At 67.0% G+C, this 14,706-nt stretch carries 9 protein-coding genes and 1 pseudogene; 4 read left to right on the plus strand and 6 right to left on the minus strand.

Annotated features, from left to right (window positions below; all coding sequences use genetic code 11):
- Window positions 1-5 precede the first annotated feature (5 nt).
- From BSF38_RS26395 to BSF38_RS26410, 4 genes are all read right to left on the minus strand, one after another.
- Window positions 6-692, minus strand: a complete 687-nt coding sequence (locus BSF38_RS26395; protein ID WP_420819244.1) for a radical SAM protein — start codon at window positions 690-692, stop codon at window positions 6-8.
- Between the two features lie 185 nt (window positions 693-877).
- Window positions 878-3,151 (minus strand): peroxiredoxin family protein, encoded by a 2,274-nt coding sequence (locus BSF38_RS26400; protein ID WP_076350032.1) that lies wholly within the window; start codon window positions 3,149-3,151, stop codon window positions 878-880.
- A 117-nt stretch (window positions 3,152-3,268) separates the two neighbouring features.
- Entirely contained in the window at window positions 3,269-6,649 is a 3,381-nt protein-coding gene (locus tag BSF38_RS26405) for a WD40 repeat domain-containing serine/threonine protein kinase (RefSeq protein WP_083713547.1), read from the minus strand.
- Window positions 6,636-7,274 carry a sigma-70 family RNA polymerase sigma factor gene (locus BSF38_RS26410; RefSeq protein WP_083713550.1) on the minus strand — a complete coding sequence of 213 codons (639 nt, stop codon included), beginning with the start codon at window positions 7,272-7,274 and terminating at the stop codon, window positions 6,636-6,638. The genes BSF38_RS26405 and BSF38_RS26410 overlap by 14 nt, the downstream gene beginning before the upstream one ends.
- Before the next feature lie 310 nt (window positions 7,275-7,584).
- Between BSF38_RS26410 and BSF38_RS26415 the strand changes: the two genes are divergently transcribed.
- From BSF38_RS26415 to BSF38_RS26430, 4 genes and pseudogenes are all read left to right on the plus strand, one after another.
- The gene (locus BSF38_RS26415; protein WP_083713553.1) at window positions 7,585-8,550 is read left to right on the plus strand and encodes an SGNH/GDSL hydrolase family protein; all 966 of its coding nucleotides are present in this window, start codon (window positions 7,585-7,587) and stop codon (window positions 8,548-8,550) included.
- Window positions 8,551-8,741: 191 nt separating this feature from the next.
- Window positions 8,742-9,146, plus strand: a complete 405-nt coding sequence (locus BSF38_RS26420; RefSeq protein ID WP_076350035.1) for a hypothetical protein — start codon at window positions 8,742-8,744, stop codon at window positions 9,144-9,146.
- 62 nt (window positions 9,147-9,208) lie between these two features.
- Complete coding sequence (locus BSF38_RS26425) at window positions 9,209-11,491, plus strand: glycosyltransferase family 4 protein (RefSeq protein WP_076350036.1); 2,283 nt, start codon at window positions 9,209-9,211, stop codon at window positions 11,489-11,491.
- A 120-nt stretch (window positions 11,492-11,611) separates the two neighbouring features.
- A pseudogene (locus BSF38_RS26430) lies at window positions 11,612-13,080 on the plus strand (glycoside hydrolase family 130 protein).
- Here the strand turns inward: BSF38_RS26430 and BSF38_RS26435 are convergent.
- Window positions 13,070-13,588, minus strand: coding sequence for a hypothetical protein (locus tag BSF38_RS26435; protein WP_076350037.1), 519 nt, complete (start codon window positions 13,586-13,588; stop codon window positions 13,070-13,072). The pseudogene BSF38_RS26430 and the gene BSF38_RS26435 sit on opposite strands and share 11 nt — an antisense overlap.
- 33 nt (window positions 13,589-13,621) lie before the next feature.
- Window positions 13,622-14,686, minus strand: a complete 1,065-nt coding sequence (locus BSF38_RS26440) for a glycoside hydrolase family 130 protein (protein WP_076350038.1) — start codon at window positions 14,684-14,686, stop codon at window positions 13,622-13,624.
- Window positions 14,687-14,706: the final 20 nt, after the last annotated feature.

A 14,706-nucleotide genomic window follows, 5' to 3' on the forward strand; every position in this document is an offset into this window, starting at 1 on the left:
TCCGGCTACACGCCGCGCGCCTTCGGGTCCCAGAGGATCTTGTGCTGCTGGAGCTGGAGCCGAATAGGCAATCGGGATTCGAGAATCCAGGCGGCGAGATCGGTCGGGTTCACCTGGCCGAACACGGCGCTGAAGAGAACAGGGCAGCGGCGCGTGAGATCGTGGCGGTGGACGACGTCGACGGCCCAGTCGAAGTCGTCGCGGCTGCAAAGGACGAACTTTACCTCGTCGATCGGCTTGAGCCGGTTCAGATTGCTCCAGACGTTGGCCGCCAGCTCGCCCGAGCCCGGCGTCTTGAGGTCGAGGATCACCCGGACTCGGGGATCGACGAGGCTCGTATCGACGGCTCCGCTGGTTTCGAGCAGCACCGTCCTGCCGTGGTCGGCGAGGCGGGACATGAGCGGGTACACCTCGTCCTGAAGCAACGGTTCGCCGCCGGTGATCTCCACCAGGTCGTCGCCGAGCTTCAGGGCCTGCTCGACCACGTCGTCGAGGCTCAGTGGTTCGCCGTGCTGGAACGCGTGCGGCGTGTCGCAGTACACGCAGCGCAGCTGGCAGGCGGTCAGGCGGACGAAGACGCACGGAAGGCCGGCGTAGGTGCTCTCGCCCTGGAGGCTGCGATAGATCTCGTGGACGACCAGAACGCCCGCCGGCTTGTTTTCGAGCGGCTTCAAACGGCGTGCGAGCGCGATCGACGCCGCCGTCTCGGCGCGTGATCCGGCCGCGTTTTCCACGCGAGCCTCAACATCTTCGGGGCCAAGTTCAATCATCGGCGGGTCGACCAGCGTCCTTCCAGGATGACGGCGTACGGGATCGCGCCGCGCGCGCGGCGCGATCCGACCTCCATCCTAGCCATTCGGACGATCGGCCGCCCAGATCAACCGGCGGCCGGCGGCTTCGGCTTGTCGAGCAGACGGATCACCCGCGCCGCTTCGGTTTTCAGGAACTCGATCTCCAGGAACGGATCGGCGGAGATCCGCTGGAACCGGACGCCGCCGTCGGCGTCGATCAGGAAGGTGCCGTGGAGCGGCTGGTCCTCGAAGTCGTCGAACGCCCCCCAACGACGGAAGTTTTCGAGCTTGGGGTCGGCCAGGATCGGCATGGGGAAAGAGACGTCGTCGGTGTTGTTCTTCAGTTCGCGGCAGCCTTTTTCTTCGTCGGTGCTGATCGCCAGCATCTCGATGTTCCGCTTCTTGAGCCCCTGGTACTCCTTGCCGAACAGTTGAAGCTGCTGCATGCAGTGGGCGCATTTGCCGCCGAGGAAAAACACCACGATCGTCGTCTTCCCCTTCAGGTCCGGGAGCGACCAGCTTTTGCCCGTCGTATCGACGCCCGCGAAGGGCAGGGCGGGGAAAGGCGACCAGACGAGCGGGCCGAGCGTGGCCAGGTCGATTCGGTCGACGGCCGACTCGTCGGCGCCCGACGACGGCGACGGTTCGGCGGGCTTCCAGGCGCCGTCGGACTTCCATCGGGCCACGATCGGTTCGAGACGCCGCAGTACGGGGAGGTCATGATCGGCGCGCGCGGTCAGGGGTTCGAGCCGGCGATAAGCGTCCTGGGCGTCCTTGTCCTTATCGACGGCGTGGAGGACCTCGACGAGGGCCGCGAGCGGTGGGAGCTGGTCGGGGTTCTGGTCGACGGCCTTCCGCGCCACGGTCTCGGCGAAGCCGTAATTGCGGACCGAGAGATGGGCGCGGGCGAGCGATTCGCCGCGCATCGAGGAAGCACGGGCGAAGTGCTCGAAGGCCGGGGCGATCTCGCCCTTCGCCAGCGCGGCGCGGCCTTCAAGTTCGGCGAGGGCCGACTCGTACGGCTTCATGGCGTCGGCCGACTTCTCGGGGGCGGCCTTCGCCGCTTTCGACTCATCGGCCGCGATCTTCTTGAGGGCCCCGATCTGCTTGGCGAGGTTCGCCGAGTCGTTCCTGGCCGCGAAGGCCAGGCCCAGCGAATAGGCCTTCTCCTTGCGCTCGATCGGCACGTTCGACCAGTCGAGGGAGCCCGAGGCGTCGGCCGCGATCAAGTCGTCCCACAGTTCGTAGCGGGTAAGCAGCTCGGTCCATCGAATCCGCCCGCTGCGCTGGGCTGAGCCGCCGTCGTTGGGGCCGTTCTTCTCGGGGTCGCGCGGCTGCTCGACGAGGTTGCGGGCGACGGCGATCGCGTCGTGAACGCGACCGATATGGCTGTCGCTGGTGCAGAGCCACTGGTTGTTGTGGGCGTAGTTGTGGATCTCGAACGGCATGACGCGCTCGCGGGCCATGTAGGCGTGGTCGACCCGGGCCGAGCTTTCCTGCTGATAGGCGGCGTCGGCGAACCGCTTCAGGTTCGTGTACGTGTGGCCGGGCATGTGCCAGGCGTGGGCGATCCCCGGCGCGGTCTTCGCGTACAGAGCCGCCGACCGCACGGCGCGGGTCGACTTGTTCGAGTCCCAGAGGTGGATGCGGTAGTGGTGCGCCCCGGGGTGCATGGGCTCGGCTTCGATGACGCGATCGATCAGGAAGTCGACGGCCTGGCGACTGCCGATGCCGTCCTTGTCGCTGTGCTGCCAGGTGGTCATCGCCAGCCAGGCGAGGGCGTTGAAGTCGTCGGGGAAGTCCTGGACGATCGTCTCAAGACCAGTCACGAGCCCCTGGCGACGATCCTTCTCCTTGCCTCCCTCGGCGTGGAAGGCTTCAAGGGCCTCGATGTAAAGCTGTTCGCGGCGGCCGATCTTGGCGGCTCGCTTGCGAGCCTCTTTCAGAAAGCCCTTGGCGCGACGGGCGTTGTTCACGTTGGCCATCGCCATGCCCCAGTAGGCCATGGCGCAGTCGGGGTCGAGGTTGGCGGCCTGACGGAACGACCGCTCGGCCTCGAAGTAGAAGAACGAGTGAAGCTGGCCGACGCCCTGATCGATGAACGCCTGGGCTTCCGGGCGGCTGGTCGTTACGCCGAACCGGACCTTGCCCATACCGAGCGTCAGGCTGGCCTGCCGGCGCGGGCCGTCGTTGAACGCCTCGCCGTGGACCGAATGCCCGGCCGCCGGGACGGCGGGGTTCGATTCCGAGGCCGACGGCGTCGGCTTCGTGGGCTCGTCGGCCTTGGCGGGCGCATCCGACCAACACAACGATCCGGCGACGACCGCCGCCGCCGCAACCCAGCGCGGGAAATCACGCATCGTCTTCTCCGAAGTTTCGTCAAGGGGAGGGCGGCAAGCGCAAGGGGGCTCGCCGGGCCGTATTGTCATCGATCAAGCCGCGCGATGCGAGCCTTTTCCCGGGACCGGGGGCCGGGGTCAGGGCCGCGACGCACGCCAGAACCGGATCGCTCCGACGTGATCGACCGAAGCGAGCGTGCGGCCGTCGGGGCTGAACGCCACGCCGTTGACGCGCGCTTCGTGGCCGACGAGGCTGAGCATCTCGACGCCTTCGACGCAGTCCCAAATTCGAACAGACCGATCGATGCCGCCGGTCGCCAGCGAACGGCCGTCGGGTGAGAATGCGATCGAGTTGACGTCGCTGTGATGGCCCAGCAAGGTCGCTCGGGGCTTTCCCGAGGCGACGTCCCACAATTGGGTCGGCTCGCTGACGTATGCCGCCGCGAGCGTCGCGCCGTCGGGGCTGAACGCCATCCCGATCACCGACGGTCCGGCGGCGAAGCCCCGGCTCCGCAATGTGGCGACGTCCCAAAAATCGATGCGTCCGTCGAGCGACGCCGAGGCCATCGTCCCGCCGTTCGGACTGAACGCCAGCGGCCAGACGGCGTCTCCGTGACCGGAAAGAACGGCGATGGACAAGCCAGTTCGCGGGTTCCAGAGTCGGATGGTTCGATCATCGCCGGCGGAGGCCAAGATGCGGCCGTCGGGGCTGAACGCCACGGCGCGGACGAACCCGGTGTGCCCACTCAAAATGGTCCGCCCCCTTCTCCCGCGGACGTCCCAGAGCCGCACGGTCTTGTCGTGGCCGCCCGAGGCCAGGGTTTCGCCGTCGGGAGCCCAGGCGATCGTACCGACCAGGGACCGGTGCCCCCGAAGCGTCCCGCGCGGAACGCCCGAGTCGGGGTCCCAGAGGCGGATCTCGTGGTCGTCGCCCGAGGTCGCCAGGATGCGGCCGTCGGGGCTGTAGGCGACCGACCACGCTTCCTTCGGGGCGTGCCCGACGAGCGACGGCGGCTCGACCGGCCGGTTCCACCGCCAGAGCCTGATCCGGCGGTCGACGGCCCCGAAGGCGAGCGTTGCGCCGTCGAGCAGGTACGTCATGGCCGTGACCGGGACGGGGAGGCCGAAGTGGTACGCCGCGCGCTCGCGCTTGCCGGCGGAATCGATCAGGAATGCGCTCGGTCGTAAACTTCCCCAGCGGGCCAGTTGCCCTGCTCCGGGAGCGTAGACGGCGTCGTGGTTGAGGGGGCTCATCGCTGCCGTCCGCTCGACGTCGAGCCCCAGGCTCGCCTTGACCGGCTCGAGCACTTCGAGAATGCGGTCCACGGCCCGATCAACATCGGGATTCTTCGATAGGAAAAAGAGGACCTCTCGGACTCGACCTCGTTCCATCCTGCCGATCGCGATCCGCAGATTTTCGCGCGCGGCCACGACTTCGAATGTTCCGTCGTCGAGGCCGAGGACGGCGAATCGACCGTCCGACGTGAACGCGAGCCCCGGTTCCCCACGACCGGTCGTCTCGAAGCCCGATTCGTCGGGGGTCGCTACGGTCGCGGCCGGCCTGGCCTCGAGCAGGTCGACGACGGCCTTGAGGCGGAGTCCCACCCGCGCCGCGTCGGCCGCGACCGGCCGGGAGTCTCCCGTCTCGACGTCCCAGCACAACCGCCGTCTCGGGTCGTTAAGGGGCGCCTCCTGGATGGCGGACAACGTGGAACCGTCAACCGAGAACCAGATGCGATGGCAGGTCCCGCGAGCGCCGGCGAGTCGCCGTTTGAGTTTCCCGGTCGCGACGTCCCAGAGCGCGACGCGGCCCGTGAAGCCCCGACGGCTCGAAGCCAAGGTTCGGCCGTCGGGGCTGAAGGCGAGGCCGATCACGCGGCCGCCGAGTCCGGACGCGAGTACGCGGCAAGTCCCCGCGCTCAGGTCCCACAACCTGATCTCTCCCGGGTCGTCGCCCGAGGCGAGGGTGCGGCCGTCCGGGGAAGCGGCCAGGAACTCGACCGAAGCCTGATGGCCCTTCAACACCTGAAGCTCGTCACCCACGCGCCGGCTCAAGTAATCCCAGGCGAACCCGCGCGCGCCAGGGGGTCCCAGTTCGAGCGCGGAGGCGTCGAGCAGCCGATCAGCCAACTCCAGTTGCTCGGCGTCGACCGCCTGTTGCGCCTGGCGGACTTGAGAGGTCGCCATGTGGCGACGGGTCTGACGTTCACGGTCGTCCGCCAGCCGCTTCTGGGCGATCGCCTCTTGCTCGTTGCTTCGCGCCAGGACCAGGGCCTCGCCAAGCTCCAGGTTCTTTGCCGAGAGGGCCGCGTTGTAGCGATTCAGCCCCGCGAAGCCCAAAGCGAGGCCCACGGCCGCCAGCACGATGAACGCGGCCGCCGCCGGCCGCCGCTGGCTCCATTTCCAGGCGCGGTCCCAGATCGAGGCCGGTCGCGCCTGGATGGGGCGGTTCTCGAGGAAGCCTTCGAGGTCGTCGGCCAGCGCCCCGGCGCTTGCGTAGCGGCGAAGCGGCTGCTTCGCCAGACTTTCGAGGCAGATCGTTTCCAGGTCGCGCGGGACGTTCGGGCGCAAGCGACGCGGCGGCTGCGGGTCTTCGGTCACGACCTTGCGGATCGTGTCCAGGCTGCTCTTGCCCCGAAACGGAGGCCGTCCCGCGAGCAACTCATAGAGGATCGCCCCCAGGCCGTAGACGTCGGTCGCCCGGCTGATCCCCTCTCTCCTCCCCTCCGCCTGCTCGGGCGCCATGTACGAGGGCGATCCCGCGGCGACCACCGTGCGCGAGTCGTCCCCCTCGGCGTCGAGCAGGCGGGACAGGCCGAAGTCGCAGATCCGGGGAACGAAGGGGAGCGACGTCCGGCCCGACAGGTCGGCTTCGGCGGGTGCCTCGCCGTCGCGATCGGCGTCCTGAAGCAGCACGTTGCCCGGCTTGAGGTCGAGGTGGAGGATTCCGCGCTGGTGGACGTGGTCGATCGCCCGGGCCAGGACCATCACCAGCCGGGCCGCGAACCGGGGGTGGACCGGCTCCCCCCGCCGCGCCAGCCAGACGTCGAGACTGGGGCCTTCCACGTAAACCGAGGCGATGTAACGGATCGGACCGATCTCGCCGGTCTCCAGCAAGGGGACCAGATTGGGATGATCGAGTCGCGACGCCGCCTTCGCCTCGCGCAAGAACCGCGCCCACGACTCGCCGTGCGACAAGACCTCGACCCGGGGCACCTTGAGCGCGACCTTGCGACCGAGGATCGGATCTTCGGCCAGAAAGACGATCCCGAACCCGCCGCGGCCCAGCTCGCTGAGAATCCGGAACCGCCCGAACTGGTCGGTCCCTCCATCTCGATCCGGAGCCGGATTCAAACGGGGCCAGACGTGGTCGAGGAGGCCGAGACACGCCTGAAGGTCGCGGAATTCCGACGACGACACGTCGTCCTCGACGATCTCCGAGAGCTTCTCTTCGCCCGGAACCGAGTCCTCCGGCAATGATTCCGACGATCGAAGCCCCGAGGGGTCAAGGGAGGACATGTGAGCCTCTCAACTCCCGGCGCAGGCCCTTGAGCGCCCGCTCCCAGTGCTTGCGCGCGGCCTCGGTCGAGACGCCGAGCCTTCGCCCGATCTCGTCGAACGGCAGGTGCTCGCGGTGATGCCAGAGGACGACCTCGCGATGATGCTCGGGCAGCCGAGCGACCGCCTCCAGAATCGCCTCTTCAAGCTCTCGGGTCGCCATCGAGGTGCTGGGCGACGGACTCTCCGCCGGCCACTCGCGTTCGGGCGTCTCCGCAAGCGCGACCTCGCGCTCCAGCCGGCGCTTGACCGTCGCCCGGTAATGGCGGCGGTGGTTGGCCAGACGATGAATCAGGATGCCACGCAGCCAGAGCCGCCATTCCAAGTCCGTCTTCCCTCGAAACGAACCAAGGTCGTGCTGGGCGTGCAAGAACGTCTCCTGCACCAGGTCCGATCCGCCGAGCTTCGTCCTCAGGTCGGGGTCCAGCTCTTCGTTGGCGACCAGGAGCAAGTAGGCGCGGAACGATTCGAGAGCTTTCCCCAGCGCCTCCGCGTCGCCGCGGCGGGCCGTCTCGATCCAGCAAGCCAATCCACCGGCGGCGGAATCGACGGCCGTGTTCCAAGTCATGCCTGCCGTGCCGTCCATGAGGTATGCCGATCCCCCGCGTCCGCCATGAGCTGAAGTGGATTATGTTTAACACTGATTGCGCCTGTCAATCATGTGATGCGAAGAACCAACCTCACATCAGGGCTCCAAAAAATCGAAATCAACGCGTCCGGTTGGGAGTTTCCTGGTTCCTGGTGAAGCGGAGGGATGATTGCATCGACCCGAAACGGTCGTATGATCGACCTCGCGACCACAGCCGAGAACCGCCGCCGTCGAAGGGATCGACGGGCAGAGCGAGTCCGGCGCGCTGGCTCGCTTCCCCTACTTCGACGATGGAGCCGTTGAGACGATGACTCAGAACACACGTTCAAGGACGCCGTGGCGGACGATGATTCTTGTGGCCGCCCTGGCCGCGACCGGGCTGGGCGGTTCCGCTCACGCGGGGGGGATCACGGAGATCGTCGCGTTCGGCGACAGCCTCTCCGACGTCGGCAATACTTACCTCGCGATCAACTATCCGTCTTCCCCCCCGTACTATCCCGGGGTCTATTCGAATGGGCCGAACTGGATTCAGCTCCTGGCGGGAAAGCTGGGCGTCGCGACCCCGACTCCCAGCCTCGCGCTGGGCACCGACTACGCCTGGGGAGGCGCGGAATCGGGTGCCGGCCTGTCGTTCATGGGGACGCCGAACCTCGGCCTCCAGGTCGACACGTTCCTCGCCTCGCACAACCCGAACGCCAGCCAATTGCTCACGGTGTGGGCGGGGGCGAACGACTTCTTGAACGCCGGCCAGACCGATCCCACGGTGGTCGTCGCCAACATCGCCGGCGCGATCTCGGCGCTGGCCGGCGCCGGGGGGACGCATTTCCTCGTGCCGAATTTGCCGCTGCTGGGCGAGCTTCCCGCGACGAACGGGCTGCCGCAGCCGATGCGTGACGCCCTCGACGGGCTGACCTTGGCCTTCAACGGTCTGCTTCAGGCCGAGGTCTCCAATCTCTCGCAGACGCTCGGGGTCTCCATCACCTATCTGGACGTCAACGGCGAGTTCGGGAAGATCATCGCCGACCCGGCCGCCTTCGGCCTCACGAACGTCACCGATGCGGACCCCCGCTCGATCGGCGGGGCCGCCGACGGCCAAGCCCACCTGTTCTGGGACACCGTCCACCCGACGACGGTGGTCCACGAGGTCATCGCCCAGGCGGCGTTCAACGCCGTCGTCCCCGAGCCGTCGTCGTTCGCCTTGCTGGCGATCGCGGGCACCGGGCTCTCGGTGCATCTCGGCGTCGGCGCGGCGCGGCGTCGCAAGGCCGCCTGACGTCGACCACTCACCGGCGAGACGCCCCTCGGCGCGCGAAAAGCGGCCGGGGGGCGTGCGCGCGCCGAGCGTCCGAAGCGGGAACGCAACCCGGCCTCCCCTGGAATTCTCGCGCGTGACGCGTTATGAATAGTGTGGTGAGGTTTGCTCAAATTCGGAAGTTGAGGACGCATCGAGGGGAGTCGAGACCCATGAGGATCGCCTGCGCCTTGAGCTTGGTCGCTCTCGCGGCCCTTTTCGGGCCGTCCGCCGAGGCCCGCGCCCAGGCGGCCCGGCGAGGTCCCTATTACAGCCGCACGGCGACCACCCGGGGACACGCGGGCATGGCCCCCGAACGGGGTGCCGGATCGCTTGAAACCACCGCGGCCGTCTCGGCCGCCAACTACGATCCGCTCCGTCCCTACTCGTCGCACCCTTCGGACGCGTCGACCCGATACTCGAGCGAGCCGCAGGTCGCGCCCATGCCGAGACCGCAACAACGCCCCATCGCGAGGAACTACTATCCCACCGCCAGGATCGGCCAGAGCGCGAACCTGAACGTGGGCGCCGGCCGACGGCATTGCACTCCGTCACGCGCGGGATCGCTCGGTCGTTGACCAAGGTCGACCGTTCTTGCTTTTTTCCAATCTCTCCGCAGAGGGTGATCTTTGATCCGCTTATGAACCAGAATTCTGACGTCAGGAAGATCGCGTTCATCGGCGACTATCTCCCGCGCAAGTGTGGGATCGCCACCTTCACGCACGACCTCTGCACCTCGACGGCCACTCAGTTCCCCGGCGCCGACTGCTTCGTCGTCCCGGTCAACGACCTTGCGGAAGGGTACGACTACCCGCCGGAGGTCCGCTTCGAGATCGAGGAGCAGGAGCTCGACTCGTACCTCCGCGCCGCCGACTTCCTCAACTTCAGCAACGCCGACGTCGTCTGCCTTCAGCACGAGTACGGCATCTTCGGCGGCCCCGCCGGCAGCCATATCGTCCGGCTCCTCCGCCATCTCCGGATGCCGATCGTCACGACGTTGCACACGGTCCTCGACCGCCCCAGCGAAGACCAGCGCCGGGTCATGGACCAGGTGCTCGACCTGTCGTCGCGAGTCGTGGTCATGTCGGAGCGGGCGCGGAAATTCCTCCGAGAGATCTGGAAGGTTCCCGAGTCCAAGATCGATCTGATCCTCCACGGCATCCCCGACATGCCGTTCGTCGATCCGGCCTTTTACAAGGACCAGTTCGGCGTCGAGGGGAAGCACGTCGCGCTCACGTTCGGCCTGCTCTCGCCCAATAAGGGCATCGAGCACATGCTGCGGGCGATGCCGTCGATCCTCGAGGAGTTCCCGAACTTCGTCTACATCGTGCTCGGGGCGACCCACCCGAGCCTCGTCCGCGAGCAAGGGGAGCGGTATCGGATCAGCCTGGAGCGGCTGGCGCAAACCCTGGGGATCAAGAAGAACGTCAGCTTCTACAACCGGTTCGTCGAGATCAACGAGCTGATCGAGTTCATCGGCGTGGCCGACATCTACATCACGCCCTACCTCAACCCCGAGCAGATCACCTCGGGAACCCTGGCGTACGCCTTCGGCTGCGGCAAGTCGGTGGTCTCGACCCCGTACTGGCATGCCGAGGAATTGTTGGCCGAGGGCCGCGGCGTGCTCGTGCCGTTCGCCGATTCCAACGCTCTGGCGACCGAGATCCGGTCGCTGCTGCGCGACGACTCCCGCCGCCACGCCATGCGCAAGAAAGGCTACATGCTCGGGCGGGAGATGATCTGGAGCCACGTGGTCCACCAGTACGTCGACTCGTTCCATCGCGCCCGGCGGAGCCGGCTCGACGTGCCGATCCGGCCACTCGCCGTGCGGACTCTGGCCGAGCAGTCGATGGACCTGCCCGGCTGGCGGCTCGACCACCTGCTCCGCATGACCGATTCGGCCGGCATGTTCCAGCACGCGACCCTGACGATCCCCAACTTCGCCGAGGGCTACTGCACCGACGACAACGCCCGGGCGTTCCTGCTGACGATCCTGCTCGAACAGCTGGGCCAAAGTTCGCCGCAGATCGCGCAGACGGCCTCGACCTACGCGGCGTTCCTGAATTACGCGTTCGACGCCCAGAAGGGCCGGTTCCGCAATTTCATGGGCTTCGACCGGCGATGGCTGGAAGACGTGGGCTCCGACGACAGCCAGGGGCGGTCGCTCTGGGTTCTGGGCGCCTGCGTCCACCGGTCGAAGCGCCGCGACCTCCAGTTCTGGGCCTCGCAGCTCTTCGACCTGGCGCTCCCCGCGCTGCTCGAAACCACCTCGCCGCGCGCCTGGGCCTTCGGGCTGCTGGGCATCAGCCATTACCTCCAGCGGCTGGCCGGGGCCCGGCCCGCCAGCCAGGCCCGCGACATCCTCACGCAGCGGCTTCTCGACCGCTTCGAGGCGTCGGCGACGGACGACTGGCGATGGTTCGAGGATCGGCTGACGTATGACAACGCCCGGCTGGCGCAGGGCCTGATCGCCAGCGGCCGCAACGGCGGCGACCCCGAGGCCACGCGCGTCGGCCTCGACGCGCTCGGATGGCTGGTGCAGCATCACAAGTCCCCGAGCGGTCATTTCCGGCCGATCGGCTGCAACGGGTTTTACGTCCGCGAGCAGGGCCGCGCCCAGTTCGACCAGCAGCCCGTCGAAGCGCACGCGATGATCTCGGCCAGCCTCGAAGCCTATCAGGCGACCGAAGACCCGAAGTGGCTCGCCGAGGCCCGCCTCGCCTTCGAGTGGTTCCTGGGGGGCAACGACCTGGGCCTCGAAATCTACGACGCCAAGTCCGGCGGCTGCTGCGACGGCTTGCAGGAAGACCGGATCAACCAGAACCAGGGCGCGGAATCGACGCTCGCGTTCTTGCTCTCGCTCGCCGAGATGAAGCTGCTGGAAAGCATCCTGGCTCCGCATCGCCAGGTGCAGACGTCATAAATTCTCACACTCTCATCGACAACGGATTGCCCGGAGCCAACTAGCATGGAAGTCGCCGCGACCCAGGTCGCCCAGGATTCGCTCGACGCGCGCACCGAAGCCGCCGCCCGGAACGGCGTGTTGAAACGTCCGTCGCAGCCCAACGTCAAGCGGACTGGCATCGTCCTCCGTCCCAACAACAGCCGGGTCGTGATCCGCCCCTTTGAACCGGCCGACGACCACCGAATCGAACGGATTCTGGGACGGCTCTGCGCCCTCTCCGAGGCCGAGGTCAACGTCTTGCTCGACGACGTGATGCAGGAGTTTCGCGACCGCCACCTGAAGTCCTGCCAGTTCTTCCTCCAGCGGTTCGAGAAGGTCAAGCGGCTGATGCTCACCGATCTCCCCCTAAGCGAGAACCGCAAGCTCCTGATCGGGTCGTACTTCACCCAGGAATACGCGCTTGAGTCCGCCGCTTTGTTCAATCCATCGATGGTCTGGGCTCCCGACCAGTCGGACCTCGCCGAGGGGTCGAAGCGGTTCATCCTCAGCCTTCGGGCCACCGGCGAGGGGCACATCTCGTCGATCACCTTCCGTAGCGGGGTGGTCGACGCCCAGAACGACATCCAGATGGACGAGCCGACCCGGCTCGTCACCGCGCCCAATCTCGTGCCCAACACGCTTTACGACAAGGTCTTGTTCCTCCGCAAGCTGATCGAGCTGCGGCTCGACGGCCCGTTCGCCGAGCAGGTCCTCGACACCCTCGACGACCAGTTCACCAACGAACAGATCGAAGCGGCCGTCGCGCGCACGCTCGTCCAGAGCCGTCCCCGCCACCACGAGCTGGAACCGCTCGCGCAGGGCATGCTCACGCTCGCCCGAGCGAATTACGAGATCACCTTCAGCCCCGAACTGAGCGTCTCGGAGCGAATCATCTTCCCCTCGTCGCCGACCGAGACCAACGGCATCGAGGACGCCCGGTTCGTACGATTTCAGGAAGACGACTTCACGGTCCGCTACTATGCGACCTACACTGCGTATAATGGCAAGGTCGTGCTCCCGCAGTTGCTCGAGACCAACGACTTCCTGCGGTTCAAGGCCAGCACGCTCAACGGCCCCGAGGTCCGCAACAAGGGCATGGCGCTGTTCCCCGCAAGGTCAACGGCCTCTACGCCATGATCTCGCGGCAGGACAACGAGAACATCTTCCTGATGTACTCGGACATGCTCCACTTCTGGTACACCAAGGAGCAGATCGCCAAGCCGACCTACTCGTGGGAGTTCGTCCAGCTCGGCAACTGCGGCTCGCCGATCGAGACCGAGGCCGGCTGGCTCGTCCTCACCCACGGCGTCGGCCCGATGCGCAAGTACGCGATGGGCGCCTTCCTGCTCGACCTCAACGACCCCTCGCGGGTGATCGGCCGGCTCGAAAGACCGCTCCTGGAACCCAACGCCAACGAGCGTGAAGGCTACGTCCCCAACGTCGTCTACAGTTGCGGCGCGGTGGTCCATAACGGCGAATTAATCATCCCCTACGCCATGTCCGACTACGCCAGCACCTTCGCCACCGTCCCCGTCGACGAACTCCTGAACGCGATGGTCAAGACCTGACCACCAGCTCTCGACGCGGCCTCAAGATCAAGCCGCATCGTCCCAATCGTCGTTCGGCGGGACCTTCTTGTCGGGGAAAGTCGGCGTACGCTTCCTCGTCGCCTGGATCCAGTATACGACGAGCGGCCCGGCGACCGGGATGATGGAAGACGCGCGTATGAAGCCGAATCCTATCCCACGATCGCCAGTCGCCGTCGCCCTCTTGGGTCAGAGCGAATAGGGCCATCGTCACCATCAGGCATATTCCAAAGGCAAATACGGTCCAGGCCACCCGGTCCATGACCGATTTCGGCCGCGCGGTGGGCTTCCAGATGAGCCAGGCCGCGAGCGGGAAGAGCAGCGACATGCCCAGAAAAACGCTTGCCATCAGCGCGACGATCGTCCAGGCGACTCGCAAGGCGACGGATTTTGCGGGCTCTGGATCCCTGACAGGCTTCCAGATGGAGCAGACCGCAATCGCGAAGATTGGCAGCCCGACGAGGCAGAAGATCCTGAGGAACCCTAGCATCCCCCCTCCAAACCATGCGGCGGGCTCGAACCGTCAGACGTCCACGAGCGTCGCCAGCAACTCGTCGCGCCGAAACTCGACGACGGCCGAGCACGAGTCGGCGGCGCCGTAGTAGACGAGCCAGCCGTCGGGCGACTCGACGATCCCGGTAGGGAACACGACGTCGGGGACGAAGCCGGTTCGCTCGAAGCCGGCGGTGGGCTCGAAGATCGAATCGGGGGTGCGGGCGATCACGCGCGAGGGGTCGGTCGGATCGAGCAGCAGAACGCCGGTCGAGTAGGCGCCGACCTCGCCGGGCTTCGTCGGCTTCCGGTTGCCGTGGTAGATTTCGAGCCAGCCGCCGTCGACTCGCACCGGCGGAGTCCCCGCGCCGACGCGGCCGGTCTCCCAGGCGCCTCCGCCGCCGTGCAGGCAGGCGTGGCTCCCCCAGTGCCGGAGGTCGGGCGACCGCGCGATCCACATCTCGGGCCGGCAGAACGGCGTCGCCGGATTGGGACGATGGAGCGCCACGAAGTCGCCGCCGATCCGCTCGGGGAATAACACGACGTCCTTGTTCTCCGAGCAGAAGATCACGCCGTGCCGTTCGAAGTTCACGAAGTCGGTCGTCGACGCCAACGCCGTCGCCGCCCCGTGCCGCGACACCGCCACGTACGTGAAATAATAGCGCCCGTCCAGCTCGGTGATCCGAGGGTCCTCGACCCCGAACTCCTCCATCTCGCCCGCCGGCGCGAACCGGACGCCGGTCTTTTCGCGGACCGCTCGGCCGCCGCCGCAGCGCACGACCTGGATGTGCGACGTGAACGTCAGCCGGACCAGGCCGTCGGCCTTGCGCTCGACGACGCGAGGATCGATCGGCGTCAGCTCGTCGTTCGGCGTCCAGTCGACCGTAAGGCCCTTGTCGGCGTCCCAATGGGGCAGGGGGGTGTAGCCGGGCCGGACCTCGCGCGGGCGCTCGGCGACGCGGACCAGCATCACCACCTCGTCACCGGCCCGGACGACGCCCGGATTGAACGCGCCGACGACCTCGAAATCGTCGCGCGAGGGCTTCAGGTCCGACGGCTTCAGCAACAGCTTCTCGAAATGTCTCGGCAAGATCATGAAACGTCTCCAGCCAGGTC

Source organism: Paludisphaera borealis, assembly GCF_001956985.1.
GTDB classification, from domain to species: domain Bacteria; phylum Planctomycetota; class Planctomycetia; order Isosphaerales; family Isosphaeraceae; genus Paludisphaera; species Paludisphaera borealis.

Bases quoted from the DNA above. Each gene is read 5' to 3' on its own strand.
- BSF38_RS26415 (WP_083713553.1), top strand. From the start codon at position 7,585: ATGACTCAGAACACACGTTCAAGGACGCCGTGGCGGACGATGATTCTT.
- BSF38_RS26405 (WP_083713547.1), bottom strand. From the start codon at position 6,649: ATGTCCTCCCTTGACCCCTCGGGGCTTCGATCGTCGGAATCATTGCCG.
- BSF38_RS26410 (WP_083713550.1), bottom strand. From the start codon at position 7,274: ATGGACGGCACGGCAGGCATGACTTGGAACACGGCCGTCGATTCCGCC.
- BSF38_RS26435 (WP_076350037.1), bottom strand. From the start codon at position 13,588: ATGCTAGGGTTCCTCAGGATCTTCTGCCTCGTCGGGCTGCCAATCTTC.
- BSF38_RS26400 (WP_076350032.1), bottom strand. From the start codon at position 3,151: ATGCGTGATTTCCCGCGCTGGGTTGCGGCGGCGGCGGTCGTCGCCGGA.
- BSF38_RS26425 (WP_076350036.1), top strand. From the start codon at position 9,209: ATGAACCAGAATTCTGACGTCAGGAAGATCGCGTTCATCGGCGACTAT.
- BSF38_RS26440 (WP_076350038.1), bottom strand. From the start codon at position 14,686: ATGATCTTGCCGAGACATTTCGAGAAGCTGTTGCTGAAGCCGTCGGAC.
- BSF38_RS26420 (WP_076350035.1), top strand. From the start codon at position 8,742: ATGAGGATCGCCTGCGCCTTGAGCTTGGTCGCTCTCGCGGCCCTTTTC.